The sequence below is a fragment of the Mesorhizobium sp. M1227 genome (assembly GCF_040318315.1).
Taxonomy (GTDB): Bacteria; Pseudomonadota; Alphaproteobacteria; order Rhizobiales; family Rhizobiaceae; genus Mesorhizobium.
On the sequence record NZ_JAMYLZ010000027.1, the window covers coordinates 41446 to 58534 of the forward strand.

Here is a 17089-nt window from a genome sequence, read left to right on the forward strand (position 1 = left end):
CCCCGACTTTTCCATCAAGGAGTAGGACGATGAGCACATTCACCACCCATGACGGCACCGAGATTTTCTACAAGGACTGGGGCAAGGGCCAGCCGATCGTGTTCCATCACGGCTGGCCGCTGAGCTCAGACGACTGGGACAACCAGATGCTGTTCTTCCTCGAAAAGGGCTACCGCGTCATCGCCCATGACCGCCGCGGCCACGGCCGCTCGTCGCAGACCGCGACCGGCAATGAGATGGACACCTACGCCGCCGACGTTGCGGCGCTGGCGGCGCATCTCGATCTCAGGGATGCGATCCACATCGGCCATTCGACCGGTGGCGGCGAGGTGGCCCGTTACGTCGCGCTTTATGGCAGCGGAGGCCGTGTTGCCAAGGCGGTGCTGATCGGCGCGGTGCCGCCGATCATGGTCAAGACCGATAGCAATCCGGGCGGCCTGCCGATCGAGGTCTTCGACGGCTTTCGCGCCGCTCTGGCCGCTAACCGCGCCCAGTTCTACAGGGATGTGCCGGCCGGCCCGTTTTACGGTTTCAACCGCGAGGGCGCCAAGGTTTCGCCAGGGGCTATCGACAATTGGTGGCGCCAGGGCATGATGGGCGGCGCCAAGGCCCATTACGACTGCATCAAGGCGTTCTCGGAGACCGATTTCACCGACGACCTCAAGAAGATCGAGGTTCCCGTCCTGATCATGCATGGCGACGACGACCAGATCGTGCCGATCGCCGATTCCGCGCTGCTTGCGGCCAAGCTGGTGAAGCATGGCACGCTCAAGGTCTACAAGGGCCTGCCGCACGGCATGTGCACCACGCATCCGGAGATCATCAATCCGGATCTGCTGGCCTTCATCCAGGGCTGACGGCTTGCATGTCGGACGGGCAGCGCGGGCTCGTGCTGTCCGTCCGTCGCTTAAACATGACCGGCGACGGGAGACACGCTCGAGCGTGATCCGCTTGCCCTGCCGACGAGATTTGCTTGATGAATGGTCGGAGTGGAGAGATTCGAACTCCCGACCCTCTGGTCCCAAACCAGATGCGCTACCAGGCTGCGCTACACTCCGAACGGTCTGTTGCCTAGTGATTTCAGCCCGCCAAAGCAAGCGTAAAAAGCCATCGGCCTTGCTGCCGGCGGCATTGCGCAGTAATGACGGGCTAGTGCATGGCCAGAGAACAGTAATCTGGTCTCGGGGTCGTGTGCTTGCAACAAGCAATGAGGTGGTCATGTCAGCCCGCATTTTCAGCCCAGCCAAAACCGCGATGCAGTCCGGCAAGGCCAAGACCGGCTATTGGGTGCTGGAATTCGATCCGGAGCAGCGCAAGAAGATCGATCCGCTGATGGGCTACACCACGTCCGGCGACATGCGCAGCCAGATCAGGCTGACCTTCGACACAAGAGAAGAGGCGGTCGCCTATGCCGAGAAGGAAGGGCTGGCTTTTCGGGTCGAGGAGCCGAAGGAAATCAAGCGCCGCCAGATTTCCTATGCGGAGAATTTCCGCTATGACCGCAGGACGCCCTGGACGCATTGATCCTATGCCGGCCCTGCCGGCGCCCAACAAATCAGCCGGTCATGCGGCCGGCCAGCGGTCCCGTAGCTCAGCTGGATAGAGCACCGGCCTTCTAAGCCGATGGTCACAGGTTCGAATCCTGTCGGGATCGCCAATATCTTCAGGTCCATTCCGGACAGGTTCACTCGTCAGTCGCACAGGATTTTCCAACACATGACAGCGATGGGCGCGGCGGCATTGCTGATCCTGGTCCTGACCTATGCCGGCGTCGCAATCGGCAGGATACCCGGACTGCGCCTCGACCGGGCAGGCATCGCGCTGCTCGGCGGTGCGGCGATGATCGCCATCGGCGCGCTCGACATGGAAGACGCCTACCGCGCCATCAGCTTCGACACCATCACGCTTCTGCTCGGCATGATGATCGTCGTGGCGCATCTGAAAGTGTCGGGCGCCTTTCGCGCGCTCGGTGGGTTCGCCATCGAGCACGCCCATGCGCCATTCATGCTGCTGGTGATGGTGACGCTGTTGACCGGCCTCCTGTCCGCATTCCTGGTCAACGACGCCATCTGCCTGGTCATGGCGCCGATCGTCGTCCATGTCACCCGCGTCATCAACCGCAACCCGGTTCCCTATCTGATCGCCACCGCCACCGCCTCGAATTGCGGCAGCGTCGCCACCATCACCGGCAACCCGCAGAACATGGTCATCGGCGCGCTGTCGGGGATTTCCTATCCGGCCTTCTCTGCGGCGCTGGCGCCGGTCGCGGCGTTCGGCCTCATCGCCGTCATCGTCATCATCCGCATCGTCTACCGCGCCGAATTTTCGCGCAAGGCCGAGCTCAGCCCCGAAGTCTACCGCGGCCGCATGCTGCCGGGGCAGGTGCTGAAGGCGGCGGTCGTCTGTGTCGGTTTGGCGATCGCCTTCTTCGCCGGCGTTCCAGTCGCCAAGGCAGCGCTGATCGGCGGTGCCATTCTTCTTTTGACCCGCGCCATCAAACCTGAGCGCATCTATCGCGAGATCGATGGGCCGCTGCTGTTCATGTTCGCCGGGCTGTTCATCGTCGTCGCCGGGGCGGAGAAGACACTGCTGACGCCCGATATCGTCGCCTCGGCAAAGGACCTCGGGCTGAATGATGTGTGGCGGCTGTCCGGCTTCACCGCGGTGCTGTCCAACATCATGAGCAATGTCCCGGCCGTGCTGGCGCTGAAGCCGTTCGTGCCCGGACTGGAAAACCCCGAGCGGGCCTGGCTGGTCGTCGCCATGAGCTCGACGCTGGCCGGCAATTTCACGCTGCTCGGCTCGGTCGCCAATCTGATCGTTGCCGAGCACGCGCGGGTCTCCGGCAAACCGCTGGGCTTCATCGCCTTCTTCAAGGTCGGCCTGCCGTTGACGCTGGTCACGCTGCTTGTAGGGACGGCATGGCTGGCAGCCTAAAAGCGCGTCGCATTAGACCGGCCTCATGCGGCGCGCTTTAGGCTTTTTTATGCATGTCGCTATCGCAAAACCGCTGCACACTTTTGCGCGGCATGCATCAGCCAGTCAGGGCGACGTCACCGTCAGATGGCCTTTCATGTTGGGATGGAAGCGGCAGAAATAATCGACCGATTCCGCCTTCTTCACCGTCAGGCTCGCCGCCTTCTTCGGCGGGATCATCACTTCCCAGGCGCCGTTGACGGTTGCCGTGTGGGCGAACACGTCCTTGTTTACCCACCTGATCGTGTCGCCGACCTTCGCCTCGATCTTTGCCGGCGAAAACACAAGCTTCTCGATCGTCACCTCGATGGTTTCGGCCTTGGCCGGCGCGGCACCCACGGCCAATGCCAGCGCAACCCACAGATGCCGCCTCGACGCCATTGGCTCGATCCTCACTTCAGCATGCCGGCGACGTGTTCGGCGTGCTGTTCGTGGCCCTGGAATATTTTCAGGCCGGTTTCCAGCAGGCTCTTCAGCTCGGCATTGCTGGCGGACGGGATCAGCAGAGTTTCGAGCGCGCCATTGACCTGCTTGTGGTAGGCCACCTCGTTGGCGACATAGGCCTTGTCGAACGCCGCGCCCTTGAGCTTGGCAAGCTTGGCACGTTCCTCGGCCGCCGCCTTGGTCAGCGCCTTGCTGGTCGGATTGTCCTCAGGCGTGACCTTGAGCTTCTTGACCAGGTCGAGAGCCTGTTTGTTGACCGCCTCGTGATCTCGCACCATGTCCTTGGCGAAATCCACGACCTCCTTGTTCTTCGATTTCTTCAGCGCCTGCTTGGCCGCCTCGACGTCAAGCACGCCTGCTGTGTAGGCGATATGTGCGATCTGCGGATCGGTCGGTTTGTCGGCAGCTTGCGACAAGGGCGCTGCGCTAAGCAGGAAAAATGCGGCCAGTGCCGTGGTCGATCGAATAAACATGATGCTCTCCTTCGCCCCGACGCGGAACTGCATCGGGCTTCGTTTTCAGTGATGCTCATTGGATGCAGGTCGCCGCCAAACGTTCCCGCGAAAATCGGCGCGGCCTATCCGGAAAGACCGAGCCGCCGCATCACGGCATTGGTCAGCCGTTCGCAGCGCCGGCCCGCGAAGGGAAAGGCGTCGAGCAGCACCGGGCCGATCTGGTCGTCCAGCGCCTTGCGCACCAGCGCGCGGGCGCGGTGCAGCCGGGTCTTGATGGTTTCTGGTCGCACGCCAAGCAGTTCGGCGGTTTCTTCGATGCTCAATCCCTCGATGACGCGCGCCACGAACACCATCCGGTAGACATCGGGAAGACTGTCGGTTGCCCGTTCGACAAGCTCAAGGATCTGCCGTTGCGCCATCGTCCGCTCCGGATCGTCGCTCGGGTTGAGGGGAAACCGGATGATTTCGGCTTGCGGGTTTTCAGGCATCGCTACCATTCGCCGCCTTTTGCGCAAGCGGCCGAGCGCTTCGTTGATGACGATACGCGATAGCCACGTGGCGAGCGAGGCATCGCCGCGAAAGGCCTCGAGATGGGCAAAGGCGCTGACATAGGCCTCCTGGACGATGTCCTCGGCCTCGCTGTCGTTACGCACGACGCCTCGGGCGATGCGGTAGAGCCTTTGGTTGTGCGTCTTGATGATGGTGCGGAATGCATCGCTATCACGTGCCAGCGCGCGGCCGACAAGCTGCATGTCGCCGGAAGCGGCGGGCGTTGCCGTCAACGCAGCAGGCATGGCCGATCTCCTGATAGGCTTCTCATCGGACATTGGATGAATCGGCCGACAAAAGGTTCCCGACCGATCCGCCGGCCGGCCTCGATCCGTTTCAAGCGCCGGCAGAGGCTATTCTAACGCCTCCACCACACCGGCGTCTCTATTTTGTAGACGCCGTGTCATCGGCTGATCGGTCGCCATGACATCACTCAGGATCGCAATTTTTCCAAGCTGTTACGCCGATTTCCTGACTCAGCCTGGAAAGGTGCTTGGCTCAGGCCTGTGCGGCCGCCGCCAGCCCGCGCGCCAGGTCGGCCTTCAAATCCTCGACATCCTCGAGCCCGATCTGCAAGCGCACCAGCGGCCCGTCATACGGGCCCTTGGCGATTGTGCGGTCGCCAAGGAATACCGGCACGGCAAGGCTCTCATAGCCGCCCCAGGAATAGCCGAGGCCGAAAAACTTCAACGCGTCGAGGAAGGCGTGCTGCTGCTTCTGTCCGCCGCCCGCGAGAACGATCGAGAAGATGCCGCTCGATCCGCAAAAATCGCGCTTCCACATGGCGTGGTCGGGATGACTGGGCAGCCCGGGATGCAGCACCTGCGCTACGCCCGGCTGACCCTCGAGCCAGCCGGCGAGGGCAAGCGCGCTCTTTTGATGATGCTCCAGCCGCACACCCATCGTGCGCAGGCCGCGCAGCACCTGGTAGACGTCGTCAGGCCCGGCGCAGCAGCCCATCGTGTTGAACGTCTCGAAAAGCTGCTTCCAGCAGTCCGCATTGGCCGACACGGTGCCGAGCAGCACGTCGGAATGGCCGGCCGGGTATTTCGTCGCCGCGTGGATCGAGATGTCGACGCCATGGTCGAGCGGGCGAAAGTAGAGCGGCGTCGCCCAGGTGTTGTCCATCATGACGATGGCGCCGGCGGCATGCGCTGCCTTGGCGATGGCCGGTATGTCCTGCACCTCGAAGGTGTTGGAGGCCGGCGATTCGGTGAACACCACCTTGGTGTTGGGCTTGATCAGCGCCGCGATGCCGGCGCCGATGCGCGGTTCGTAATACTCGACCTCGATGCCCAGCCGCTTCAGCATCGTGTCGGCGAAATTGCGGGTCGGATGATAGACGGAATCGACGATCAGCAGATGATCGCCGGCCGACAGGAAGGCGAGCAGCGGCAGCACCACGGCCGCCAGGCCGGACGGCACCGCGACCGTGCCGGCGGAGCCTTCCAGCGCATCGATGGCGCTGGTCAGCGCATCGGTGGTCGGGGTGCCGCGCGTGCCGTAGGTGTATTTCTGGCTGCGCGCCGCCATTGTCGCGGCATTGGGATAGAGCACGGTCGAGGCATGCACCACCGGCGGATTGACGAAGCCGAAATAGTCATGCGGGTTGTTGCCGGAATGGGCGAGCCGCGTGTTGATGCCCATCTCGCTGTCGTCTTTTGCCATTGCTTTTCGTCCCATGGGTTGGTCGTTAGCCATAGTGCGGCGGCATTGGCCGCGCAACCGCACCGCACTCGCCAGGCCAAGGTCTTGAATATGCCAATTCAGCAACGAGCCGTGGACCTGCGGGAAGGCTGCCAAGTGCGCTTGGCAACTCACGGTCGGACTTTGCCGGCTTTATTGGCGCGCTGGCCGATTTGCGAGCGCGTTTGTCTGCAATTTCAGGCATTTCAGGCAGTTGGTTTTCAAAGTCTTTCGGATTTGGTCATTTCCCTTGACCTCACAGGAATAATCGCCTTCGATGTTGTTCGTGAATGGGAGGCAGCGCGTCGGTTACGATGCGGGATTCCGGTAATGGGCCGGGATACATAGCTGCGTTCACACGGGAAAAAGTCAGGTTCGCCTGGAAAAAACAGAAAAGGGTCTGTGGGTCATGAAACACATTGCAATCGGCGTTTTGGGCGCCGCCGCGTTTGGATTCGCGGCTTCGGCGGCTTCGGCGGCCACGCTCGACGATGTCAAAGCGAAGGGCTTCATCCAATGCGGCGTCTCGACCGGTCTGGCCGGCTTCTCGGCGCCGGACGACAAGGGTGAGTGGCAAGGCATCGACGCGGACTTCTGTCGCGCTGTGGCAGCCGCCGTGTTCGGCGATGGCACCAAGGTGAAGTTTACGCCGCTCAGCGCCAAGGAGCGGTTTACCGCTCTGCAGTCGGGCGAGATCGACATCCTGTCGCGCAATACCACCTGGACCATCAATCGCGACACCGCACTCGGCCTGAACTTCATCGGCACGACTTATTACGACGGCCAGGGCTTCATGATCAACGCCAAGAAGCTACCGGGCGTGAACTCGGCGCTGCAGCTTTCGGGCGCGGCGGTCTGCGTGCAGAGCGGCACCACGACCGAGCTCAACCTTGCCGACTATTTCAAGTCGAACAAGATGGAGTACAATCCTGTCGTCTTCGAAAAGCTGGAAGAGGTTAACGCCGCCTATGACGCCGGCCGCTGCGACGTATACACCACCGACCAGTCGGGCCTCTATGGCATCCGCCTGACGCTCGGTGCGCCGGCCGACCACGTCGTGTTGCCCGAGATCATCTCCAAGGAACCGCTTGGGCCGGCCGTACGCCAGGGCGACGACCAATGGTACCACATCGTCAAGTGGACCTATTTCGCGTTGCTCGACGCCGAGGAACTCGGCATCACCAAGGCCAATGTCGACGAGATGAAGAACTCGGACAGTCCAGAGATCAAGCGCGTGCTCGGCCAGGAAGCCGACACCAAGATCGGCACCGATCTCGGCGTCTCTAACGACTGGGTCGTCAACATCGTCAAGGCCGTCGGCAATTACGGCGAGATGTTCGAGCGTAATGTCGGCTCGGGCAGCCCGCTGAAGATCGCGCGCGGCATCAACGCGCTGTGGACCAAGGGTGGCCTGCAGTACGCTCCGCCGATCCGCTGATCGAAAATGGATCCGGAAGGCGGATCGTCTGCCTTCCGGTCTCTCTTTCCAGGGGACTGTCGAATGGCATCGCAGGAAGTTCTTCGCGAGGAGCCAAGCCGCGGTTCCTTCATCAATGATCCTCGTGTCCGCGGAATATTCTTTCAAGCGCTGGTCCTCGTCCTGCTGGTAGCGGGGGTCTGGTGGGTTACCCACAACGTCATCGTCAATCTGACGCGCTTGCACATCGCTTCCGGCTTTGGCTTCCTCAGGGGCCGCGCCGGCTTCGACATCAGCGAAAGCGCGATCGCATATTCGTCGGATTCGACCTATTTCCGAGCCATCCTGGTTGGCTTCATCAACACCGTGATCGTTGCCGTCGTCGGCATCATCACCGCGACCATTATCGGTTTCATCGTCGGCATCGGCCGGCTTTCGCGCAACTGGCTGATCAGGAAGATCTGCACGGTCTATGTCGAGGTCTTCCGCAACATCCCGCCGCTGCTGGTCATCTTCTTCTGGTATTCCGGCGTGCTCGCCGTGCTGCCGCCGCCGCGCGAGAGCATCAATTTGCCGTTCGGCTCCTTTCTCAACCAGCGCGGCTTCTATTTTCCGCGCGCTGTCTGGGGCGAGGGCTCCTGGCTGATCCTGGTCGCCCTGCTCCTCGCCCTTGCCATGGCCTGGTTCGTCGCCCGCAAGGCGCGGCAGCGGCAGATGGCGACGGGCCAGCCGTTCCCGGTGCTCTGGACATCCATAGCGTTGATCGTCGGCCTGCCGCTGCTGGCCTACGCGCTGAGCGGCTTTCCTCTGACCTTCGAATTCCCGAAACAATCGACTTTCAACCTGGTCGGTGGCTTTCAGGTAAGACCGGAGTTCCTGTCACTCTATCTGGCGTTGTCCTGCTATACGGCCGCCTTCATCGCCGAGATCGTGCGCGCCGGCATCAGGGGCGTCAGCACGGGCCAGACCGAGGCGGCCGCGGCACTCGGGCTGCGCTCGGGATCGATCCTCAGGCTTGTCGTCGTGCCGCAGGCGATGCGCATCGTTATTCCGCCGCTGACCAGCCAGTATCTGAACTTGACCAAGAACTCTTCACTCGCCATCGCCATCGGCTATCCGGACCTGACGGCGACTGCCGGCACTGTCTTGAACCAGACCGGGCAGGCGGTTGAAGGCGTGGTGATCATGATGGCTGTCTATCTCGCGCTCAGCCTGATCACGTCGGCGATCATGAACGTCGTCAATGCCAGGATGGCGCTGGTGGAGAGGTAGGGCCATGCAGGAACACGACATGTCCTGGGTGCGGACGGAGATGGCGCTGGCCCAACCGGCGCCGTCGAGCGAGCGTGGCCTCACCGCCTGGATCCGCAAGAACCTGATTGCCACCACGGGCGACACCATTCTCACCATCGTTGGCATTGCGCTGGTCGCTGTGATCCTGCCCCAAATCATCAATTGGGCCTTCATCAACGCCCAGTGGACTGGACCGGACCGCTCGGTCTGCGCCACCGTGGCGCAAGGCGGCATCCAGCCGGATGGCTGGACCGGTGCTTGCTGGGCATTCGTCAACGCCAAGTTCGGCCAGTTCATGTTCGGCACCTATCCTATCGAGGAGCGTTGGCGGCCGATCGTGGTGGCCATCCTGTTCGTGGCACTGCTGGTGCCGGTGCTCATTCCGCGCATACCGCGCAAGGGGCTGAATGCCATTCTTCTCTTTTTTGTACTGCCGGTCGTCGCCTTCGTTCTGCTGGTCGGCGGCATGTTCGGCCTGCCGCATGTCGAGACGTCGCGTTGGGGTGGACTGCTGGTGACGCTCAGCCTGTCGTTCGTCGGCATTGCCGTGTCGCTGCCGATCGGCATCGTGCTGGCGCTTGGCCGGCGCTCGAACATGCCGATAGTCAAGCTGCTGTGCGTGATCTTCATCGAGACGGTACGCGGCATCCCGCTGATTACGGTGCTGTTCTTTGCCAGCGTGATGCTGCCGCTGTTCCTGCCGGCCGGCGTCAGCTTCGACAAGTTCCTGCGCGCGCTGATCGGCGTGTCGCTGTTTGCCGCCGCCTACATGGCCGAAGTGGTGCGCGGCGGCCTGCAGGCGATCCCCAAAGGCCAGTATGAGGGCGCCGATTCGCTCGGTCTCAGCTACTGGCAGAAGATGGGCCTGGTCGTCATGCCGCAGGCGCTGAAGCTGGTCATTCCCGGCATCGTCAACACCTTCATCGGCATGTTCAAGGACACCAGCCTGGTCATCGTCATCTCCATGTTCGACCTCCTCGGCATCGTCAAGCAGAACTTCTCCGACGCGAATTGGGCGACGCCACAGACGGCCAGATCCGGCCTGGTGTTCGCGGCGTTCATCTTCTGGCTGTTCTGCTTCGGCATGTCGCGCTATTCAATGTACACGGAACGCCGTCTCGACACCGGCCACAAACGCTAAAAAGGGGACCTTGTCATGGCCATAGAAAACGCCGTCAGCGCGGAAGAGATCAAGGTCAATGCCGCCAAGATGCACATTTCCACCACCGATGTCGCCATCGACATCATCGCCATGCACAAATGGTACGGCGAATTCCATGTGCTGAAGGACATCAATCTAAAGGTGATGCGCGGCGAGCGGATCGTCATCTGCGGCCCGTCGGGCTCCGGCAAATCGACGATGATCCGCTGCATCAACCGGCTGGAGGAACACCAGAAGGGCAAGATCATAGTCGACGGCAAGGAACTGACCAACGATCTGAAGAAGATCGACGAGGTGCGTCGCGAGGTCGGCATGGTGTTCCAGCACTTCAACCTGTTCCCGCATCTGACCATTCTGGAAAATTGCACGCTGGCGCCGATCTGGGTGCGCAAGATGCCGCGGAAACAGGCCGAGGAAATCGCCATGCATTTCCTCAAGCGCGTCAAGATCCCGGAACAGGCCAACAAATATCCCGGCCAGCTTTCCGGCGGGCAGCAACAGCGCGTGGCGATCGCCCGCTCGCTGTGCATGAACCCGCGCATCATGCTGTTCGATGAGCCGACCTCGGCTCTCGATCCGGAAATGATCAAGGAAGTGCTGGAGACGATGGTCGGGCTGGCCGAGGAAGGCATGACCATGCTCTGCGTCACCCACGAAATGGGCTTTGCGCGCAAAGTCGCCAATCGGGTGATCTTCATGGATCAGGGTCAGATCGTCGAGCAGAACACGCCGGCCGAGTTCTTCGACCACCCGCGCCATGAGCGCACGAAGCTGTTCCTGTCGCAGATCCTGCACTGATCCTTACTCCGGTTCCGGACAAGACCGGCGGATCACGCCTCTCTGTCTTGCTGGCTTCGCGCGTATTCGGCGAGCGCTGACCGTGCGCTACGCGAGAAGATAGCAAGCGTGCTTCAGGCCGTTCGAGTGGTCACGTTGCAACCTGGTAACTAGCGCCGGCACGGATCATAAGCGCGCCGGCTGCGTTCATTGCCATTGGGAGTTGTATAACGAGCCGCGTGGGCGCGTGCGGCGGCAGGTCACGGGTTCATCCTGATGCTCATCCAACCGATCGATTATTTCCTCGTCGTCTGGTTCGCGCTGGCGCTGGCTTCGACGCTTTACGTCGGCTTCGACCAATATCGCAACAATCCCGAGCCGGTGGTGATGAAATGGGGCTTCATCCTGGTCACCCTCTATATGGGTCCGCTCGGCTTGCTGCTCTACGTGCTCGCCGACAAGGAGCCCCGGCCGGGCGATCATGAACTCTTCACCCGGCCGCTCTGGAAGCAGGGCGTCGGCTCCACCATCCACTGCGTCGCCGGCGATGCCACCGGCATCATTCTTGCCGCCGCCGTCACGGCGGCGCTCGGCCTGCCGATGTGGATCGACCTGATCGTCGAATATCTCGCCGGCTTTGCCTTCGGCCTGTTCATCTTCCAGTCGCTGTTCATGAAATCGATGATGGGCGGCACCTATTGGGAAAACGTACGCAAGAGCTTCCTGCCCGAGTTCATCTCCATGAACTTCATGATGGCCGGCATGGCGCCGGTCATGAGCTTCCTGATGATGGGCCGCGACATGCGCGCGATGGAACCGACGGAGCTGCTGTTCTGGGGCGTGATGTCGATCGGCGTCATCGCCGGTTTTGCGCTTGCCTATCCGGCCAATGTCTGGCTGGTCGCCCGGGGGCTGAAGCATGGGCTGATGACGCAGCGTGCGCAGGCAGCCGGCATCGATGTCCGGGAGCAGCCTGCCACGAGGCAACATGCGCAGATACAAATGCAGCAGGCCGACGCCAGCGGCCATCGCGGGCAGCACCACGATATGGTTTCCCACAAAGGCAAAGGCGGCGGCCATCACATGGAGACGGATGCCACGACGCCGCAGGTCGCTGCCCTGGGTGCCGTCTCCCTGCTGGCGCTCGCCATCGGCATGGTCGCGCCGGCGAACTGGCTGAACCTGACGCTGTCGGCACGCGATGTCGGCGGGGTGATCATGCCGCGAGGCATGATCATGGATCGCGACACGCCAGCCGATACAATGCGCGACATGGCGGCTACCGATCCACGCCTCGTGGCCGCCTCTTATGGCCTGACGGCAAGGGGCGACCAGGAACTGCCGTTTCGGATGGAGAACGGCATCAAGGTGTTCGAGCTCAGGCCTTCAGTGGTCCGCTGGCAGATCCTGCCGGACGTCGCGGTCGACGCCTATGCCTATAACGGCCAGATTCCCGGTCCGCGAATTCATATTCGCCAGGGCGATCGGGTCAGGATCAACGTCACCAACGGCCTGCCTGAGGAAACGACGGTGCATTGGCATGGCTTGATCCTGCCGAACCAGATGGATGGGCCGGCCGAGATCACGCAGCCGCCGATCGAGCCCGGGCAATCCTATTCATACGAATTCACCGCGACCCAGCACGGAACCTATTTCTATCACCCCCATGCCAAGCCGGACCGGACCCAGGCGCTCGGCCTCTACGGTGCGCTGATCATCGATCCCGCCAATCCCGCCGACGAGGTCGCGGCCGACCATGATTACGTCATCGAGCTTCAGGAATGGCTGGTGCGGGAAGGGCTGACCTACCCGTCGATGCCGATGGATGGCGGCATGCCGAATTTCTTCACCATCAACGGCAAGGCCTATCCCTCGACCGAGACGATCCCGATGAAGGTCGGCGAGACGCTCAAGGTGCGGTTCATCGGCACCAACAACGGCTTCATCCATCCGATGCATATCCATGGCGGACCGTTCGAGGTCGTTGCCCGCGACGGCGAGACGGTCCCCGCTTCGGGTCGTTTCCTTGCCGACACGATCAACGTCGGGCCGGGTCAGCGCTACGACGTGATCTGGAAGGCGCAGCGTCCGGGCAAATGGCTGATCCATTGCCACATCCCGCATCACACCACGAACAACAATGTCGAGGAGAAGGGCGGCGGCGGACTGATGGTCGTGATCGATGTGACATGACCGGCGTCGCCTAGGCTCGTTCCAGCCGGTGCACCGGCCCGGACGCCATGCAGTGGCTGGGGCCAAATTTTCTCTCAAGCTGAGGTGATCTGCCAGACAGCGACGCCGGCAAGGGCGAGACCGGCGGCGCCCTCGATGGCCCGGGAGATGGTTTCGAACAGCCGTGGCTGGCGCGCGAAAAACTGAACAAGCCGTTCCCGAAACACGATCGACAACACGGCGACGCAGGACAGCGTCAGCGCCACGCCGACCATCATTGTGATGGCAAACAGGACGCCCGCTGCCGGAACACCCCTGGACATCGCGAAAGTCATCGCGAAAAGCGTAAGCGGACATGGGATCAGGCCTGCCATGACGCCGACAGCCTCGCCCTCGTGCCTGTGGTGATGGCTGTGGCTCAAAGCGCGCCAGAGCGTCCAGATGCCAATGAGGCCGAGCAGCCCGCGACTGGTGTGCTCCAGAAGCGGAGCGCGGCCGACGCTGCCCAATGCTATTGAGACCAGTGCCAGCGAGAGAGCCGCAATCAGAACGGCAATCGTCACATGCGTGAACGATAGCGTGATAGATACGAGCAGACCACGCGAGACCTTCGCATCCGAACCGGCAAGATGAGTCGCCAGGACGGCCTTGCTGTGCCCCGGCGTCAGCGCATGGGCAGCCCCGAACACGACGCCCATCGGCAGGAAGGCCATGAACGCCAGCCAATTGCCTCCGGCCGCAAGCAGTTTGATCTGTTCGCCGAGCGTCAGATAGATCGTGCGCTGAAATTCGACGAGCGTCTGGAACATCGGACAAGACTAGCAGAAAATCGGCGAGCGTCAGTGCATGTGGCCGTGGTCATGCGTGTGCTCGTGAGGATGGTCGTTCTCTCCACGTTCCGTTGAAAACCGCACATTCGCCTCAGCCAGGGCGGGCATATGCTGGGATAGTTCGTCCTTCAGCGCTGCGGCGATCTTGTTGGCCGCCGACAGCGGCAGGGTTTCGTCCGCGGCAATTGCGATGTCGGCGTGCAATCTATGACCGATCCAGCGCGCCTTGGCATCGACAATGCGCGCGCCCGGAACATGCTCGGCGGCATGTCGGATTTCGTCTATCACACCGGGTTCGATTCCATCCAGCATGCGGGTCAGCACCGAGCGGGCCGATTGCCAGACGATACCGAAGATCGCAATCGTGATCAGCAGGCCGACGATCGGATCGGCCAAGGAAAAGCCAAACCAGACGCCGATGGCTCCGATGACCACGGCAAGGCTGGTAAGTCCATCTGTGCGGGCGTGGTAGCCGTCGGCAATCAGTGCCGCGCTGTTGATTTCGCGGCCGACGCGGATACGGAACACGGCAACCGCCTCGTTGCCGAGGAAGCCGACAATGCCCGCCGCAGTCAGCCAGCCCAGGTGTGTCACCGCTTGTGGATTGATCAGCCTGTCGATGGCTTGGTAGGCAGCGACTACAGCGCTGAACAGGATGATGAGCACGATGATGATGCCGGCCAGATCCTCGACCCGGCCCAAGCCATACGTGAAGATCCGCGACGGCTTGCGCCGCGCCAGAACGAACGCAATCCAGAGCGGGATCGCCGTGGTCGCGTCGCCGATGTTATGGATCGTGTCGGCCAGCAATGCCACGCTCCCCGACAACGCAACCACGACCATCTGCAATGCCGCGGTGATGGCCAGGATCACGAACGACCATTTGATTGCCCAGATGCCCCGGTCGGTGGTGGCAATTGTCGCGTCGATGACGCCATGGCTGTGACCGTGCGGACCGTGATCGCCGTGATGATGTGCGGCGTGCGAGCCGAACCCGAGCCAGTCCAGAATGCGGGCTACGATGGCATTCATAGATATTTCGCCAGCTGCTTGAGTTCCGCCAGCGAGTTGCCGCCGGTTTCGACGCTGTCGGTCAGGCAATGCTCGATGTGATCGTTGATCAGCTCGCGCTTGGCGCTGCTGATGGCCCTTTCGACGGCATGAAGCTGCTGCGCCAGGTCAACGCAAGGGCGATGCGCCTCGATCATCGCCAGCACCGCCGCAAGGTGGCCTTGCGCGCGCTTCAGGCGCTTTATGATGGAAGGATGCGAGGCGTGGAGGTGATCTGACATGCCTCAGCGTATCCTCCCGGGGAGGATACGCGTCAAGCTCTAAGTCAGCTGTGCAACTTTCGGAGGGGCTTCACCTTGAGCATTGCTTGTTCTATGCCTTTCCCATGAAGAAGCTTGCCCGTTTTCTTGGCCTGCTGGTCGTTGCAGCAGTCCTTGCGGTGGCATTGGGCACACTGCTGCCGCGCCCGCTCTGGCCGGCGGCAGTTGCCGATCCGATCGGCTCAAGCCACCGCATCCTGGTGCTGAAAAATCCGATCCACACCGACATCGCCATCCCGGTCGACGACGATGTGCGCCGGCGCTTCCATTTCCTGGTCGATGCCGGCATTCCAGCAGACGTGGCGGAGGTCCGCTACATCGTCTTCGGCTGGGGCGGCCGCGCCTTCTATCTCGAGACGCCGACCTGGTCGGAACTGAAGGCAGTGCCGGTGATGAAGGCGCTGACCGTCGATGCCTCGGTGATGCATGTCGACATTTCAGGCGAAATCGCCGAGCCGCATCCCGACGTCGCCGGCTTCGACATCGGCGAGGAGCGGTTTACGGCGCTGCTCGATTACATTGCGGGAAGCTTCCGGCAGGGACCGAGCGGGGCCATGCCGATCGAGAATGCGGCGTATTCCCGTTTCGATCGTTTCTTCGAAGGCAATGGCCGTTTCAACGCGCTGGTCGGCTGCAACACCTGGGCGGCGGCGGCACTGCGCATCGCCGGGCTGCGCACCGGCTGGTGGAACCCGCTGCCGGCATCGCTCGGCCTGTCGATGCGGCTTTACAATTGACCGGGCGACTTAGGACCGCCGAACGTCCTACGCCCGCCAGCCGTAGAGCCAGTCGAGATCGGCGGCGAGTTTTTCGGGCGAGCGCATCGCCAGGAACAGGTTGCGGGCCATCGCCACCGGCCCGGCCGCATGCCAGGCGAGGCGATTGACGGCGCCGCGGCGGGCGACCTGGGCGACGCGCGGCCGCCGCGCCTGTTCCCAGGCGGCAAGCGCCCCCTCAAGATCGGCTGTGGAGGCCGCAATGAAGCCGGCAAGCGTCGCCGCGTCCTCGATCGCCATCGCCGCGCCCTGTGCGGCAAACGGCGTCATCGCGTGCGCCGCATCGCCGATCAGCGCGATGCGTTGCGGCGTCGTCCACCGCCGCTGCTCGACAATGTGGATCGGCCATGCCGTCCACGGCGCCGCCTCGGTCGCCAGGCGAACCAGCGCCGGCGCGGTACCGCGCATGGCGCTGGCGAGGCTGGCGGGGTCGGCATACCCCGACCAGCCTTCGGCGATGCGCTCGCCCTTGGTGAAGGCAGCGAGGTTGAAGGCAGTGCCACGGCTGACCGGATAGGCGACCATATGAAAGCCGGGATAGAGGAATGCGGTAACGCAATCGGGCGCACCGATCGCCCTGAAGGCTTGTCCGGCGAGGGTGTCCGCGGCCACCGTGGCGCGCCAGGCAAGCTCGCCCGAGAATCGGCTTCTGCCGAATTCGGCCGCCTTGCGGGCCAGTTTTTCTCGCACCGACGACCAGACCCCATCGGCGCCGACCAGCAACGATGCTTCGGTTTCGATGGTCGTGCCGGCAATCTCGACTGTTGCGGTGATGCCATTCGGTCTGGTTGCGACGCCGCAGACGCGGGCACCGGTGACAAGCTCGACCTTGGGCCGCTCGGCTATCCGCTGCATCAGCGCTGACTGCAGATCCGCGCGGTGGGCAACGAGATAGGGCGCTCCCCAGCGCGTGTCGGCCGCCTGGCCAAGCGGTACGCGCGCCAGCTTGCGCAGCGTGGCGGCATCCTTGAGCACGACTGCCTCCGGCCGCACCGCCGTCGCCAGCAGCCGATCGAGTACGCCGAGCTGCCGTAGGATGCGCGTCGCGTTGGGCGAAAGCTGGATACCGGCGCCGGCAGCCTCGAGGTGCTGCGCCTGTTCGAACAGTTTTACCCGATAGCCGCGCTCGGCGAAGGCCAGTGCCGCGGTCAGCCCGGCGACGCCCGCCCCGGCGATGACCACCTGCCGGGACTGCGTTTCCTGCATCAGGCTTGTCGCGGA

The 17089-nt window shown here is 62.6% G+C and carries 17 protein-coding genes and 2 tRNA genes; 10 read left to right on the forward strand and 9 right to left on the reverse strand.

Features of this window, described 5'->3' with window-relative positions:
* The first annotated feature begins 29 nt into the window (after nucleotides 1-29).
* A complete protein-coding gene (locus tag NKH28_RS25040) occupies nucleotides 30-857 on the forward strand; it encodes an alpha/beta fold hydrolase (RefSeq protein WP_352980652.1) in 828 nt (275 codons plus the stop codon).
* Between the two features lie 124 nt (nucleotides 858-981).
* Here the strand turns inward: NKH28_RS25040 and NKH28_RS25045 are convergent.
* A tRNA-Pro gene (locus tag NKH28_RS25045) sits at nucleotides 982-1058 on the reverse strand.
* A gap of 160 nt (nucleotides 1059-1218) precedes the next feature.
* Between NKH28_RS25045 and NKH28_RS25050 the strand changes: the two genes are divergently transcribed.
* From NKH28_RS25050 to NKH28_RS25060, 3 genes are all read left to right on the forward strand, one after another.
* Nucleotides 1219-1524, forward strand: a complete 306-nt coding sequence (locus tag NKH28_RS25050) for an ETC complex I subunit (RefSeq protein ID WP_023677641.1) — start codon at nucleotides 1219-1221, stop codon at nucleotides 1522-1524.
* Nucleotides 1525-1580: 56 nt separating this feature from the next.
* A tRNA-Arg gene (locus NKH28_RS25055) sits at nucleotides 1581-1657 on the forward strand.
* A gap of 59 nt (nucleotides 1658-1716) precedes the next feature.
* On the forward strand, nucleotides 1717-2937 hold the full coding sequence (locus NKH28_RS25060) for an anion transporter (protein WP_352980653.1): 1221 nt from the start codon (nucleotides 1717-1719) through the stop codon (nucleotides 2935-2937).
* A gap of 105 nt (nucleotides 2938-3042) precedes the next feature.
* Here NKH28_RS25060 and NKH28_RS25065 read toward each other — a convergent pair whose 3' ends face one another.
* From NKH28_RS25065 to NKH28_RS25080, 4 genes are all read right to left on the reverse strand, one after another.
* Nucleotides 3043-3357 (reverse strand): cupredoxin domain-containing protein, encoded by a 315-nt coding sequence (locus NKH28_RS25065; RefSeq protein WP_352980654.1) that lies wholly within the window; start codon nucleotides 3355-3357, stop codon nucleotides 3043-3045.
* A gap of 11 nt (nucleotides 3358-3368) precedes the next feature.
* A complete protein-coding gene (locus NKH28_RS25070; RefSeq protein WP_352541632.1) occupies nucleotides 3369-3893 on the reverse strand; it encodes a DUF4142 domain-containing protein in 525 nt (174 codons plus the stop codon).
* 104 nt (nucleotides 3894-3997) lie between these two features.
* On the reverse strand, nucleotides 3998-4669 hold the full coding sequence (locus NKH28_RS25075) for an RNA polymerase sigma factor (protein ID WP_352980655.1): 672 nt from the start codon (nucleotides 4667-4669) through the stop codon (nucleotides 3998-4000).
* A 253-nt stretch (nucleotides 4670-4922) separates the two neighbouring features.
* The gene (locus tag NKH28_RS25080) at nucleotides 4923-6092 is read right to left on the reverse strand and encodes a cystathionine beta-lyase (RefSeq protein ID WP_352980656.1); all 1170 of its coding nucleotides are present in this window, start codon (nucleotides 6090-6092) and stop codon (nucleotides 4923-4925) included.
* Between the two features lie 427 nt (nucleotides 6093-6519).
* Between NKH28_RS25080 and NKH28_RS25085 the strand changes: the two genes are divergently transcribed.
* The 5 genes from NKH28_RS25085 to NKH28_RS25105 all read left to right on the forward strand — a co-directional run bounded on the left by NKH28_RS25085 (nucleotide 6520) and on the right by NKH28_RS25105 (nucleotide 12952).
* The gene (locus NKH28_RS25085) at nucleotides 6520-7548 is read left to right on the forward strand and encodes an amino acid ABC transporter substrate-binding protein (RefSeq protein ID WP_254820740.1); all 1029 of its coding nucleotides are present in this window, start codon (nucleotides 6520-6522) and stop codon (nucleotides 7546-7548) included.
* 63 nt (nucleotides 7549-7611) lie between these two features.
* Nucleotides 7612-8799 carry an amino acid ABC transporter permease gene (locus tag NKH28_RS25090; RefSeq protein WP_352472636.1) on the forward strand — a complete coding sequence of 396 codons (1188 nt, stop codon included), beginning with the start codon at nucleotides 7612-7614 and terminating at the stop codon, nucleotides 8797-8799.
* A 4-nt stretch (nucleotides 8800-8803) separates the two neighbouring features.
* Complete coding sequence (locus NKH28_RS25095) at nucleotides 8804-9961, forward strand: amino acid ABC transporter permease (RefSeq protein WP_352980657.1); 1158 nt, start codon at nucleotides 8804-8806, stop codon at nucleotides 9959-9961.
* A gap of 69 nt (nucleotides 9962-10030) precedes the next feature.
* Nucleotides 10031-10780, forward strand: coding sequence for an amino acid ABC transporter ATP-binding protein (locus NKH28_RS25100; protein ID WP_031212005.1), 750 nt, complete (start codon nucleotides 10031-10033; stop codon nucleotides 10778-10780).
* A gap of 255 nt (nucleotides 10781-11035) precedes the next feature.
* On the forward strand, nucleotides 11036-12952 hold the full coding sequence (locus tag NKH28_RS25105; RefSeq protein WP_352501894.1) for a multicopper oxidase domain-containing protein: 1917 nt from the start codon (nucleotides 11036-11038) through the stop codon (nucleotides 12950-12952).
* A gap of 74 nt (nucleotides 12953-13026) precedes the next feature.
* Here NKH28_RS25105 and NKH28_RS25110 read toward each other — a convergent pair whose 3' ends face one another.
* The 3 genes from NKH28_RS25110 to NKH28_RS25120 are packed head-to-tail and all read right to left on the reverse strand — an operon-like array spanning nucleotide 13027 to nucleotide 15053.
* A complete protein-coding gene (locus NKH28_RS25110) occupies nucleotides 13027-13740 on the reverse strand; it encodes an urease accessory protein UreH domain-containing protein (protein ID WP_352980658.1) in 714 nt (237 codons plus the stop codon).
* Nucleotides 13741-13770: 30 nt separating this feature from the next.
* Entirely contained in the window at nucleotides 13771-14793 is a 1023-nt protein-coding gene (locus NKH28_RS25115) for a cation diffusion facilitator family transporter (RefSeq protein ID WP_352541627.1), read from the reverse strand.
* Nucleotides 14790-15053 carry a metal-sensing transcriptional repressor gene (locus tag NKH28_RS25120; protein ID WP_023719742.1) on the reverse strand — a complete coding sequence of 88 codons (264 nt, stop codon included), beginning with the start codon at nucleotides 15051-15053 and terminating at the stop codon, nucleotides 14790-14792. Before NKH28_RS25120 ends, NKH28_RS25115 begins: the two co-directional genes overlap by 4 nt.
* A gap of 104 nt (nucleotides 15054-15157) precedes the next feature.
* Here NKH28_RS25120 and NKH28_RS25125 point away from each other — a divergent pair, with 104 nt between their 5' ends.
* Complete coding sequence (locus tag NKH28_RS25125; protein ID WP_352541626.1) at nucleotides 15158-15829, forward strand: TIGR02117 family protein; 672 nt, start codon at nucleotides 15158-15160, stop codon at nucleotides 15827-15829.
* Nucleotides 15830-15856: 27 nt separating this feature from the next.
* Here the strand turns inward: NKH28_RS25125 and NKH28_RS25130 are convergent, their stop codons facing one another.
* A complete protein-coding gene (locus tag NKH28_RS25130) occupies nucleotides 15857-17074 on the reverse strand; it encodes an FAD-dependent monooxygenase (RefSeq protein ID WP_352980659.1) in 1218 nt (405 codons plus the stop codon).
* Between the last annotated feature and the right edge of the window lie 15 nt (nucleotides 17075-17089).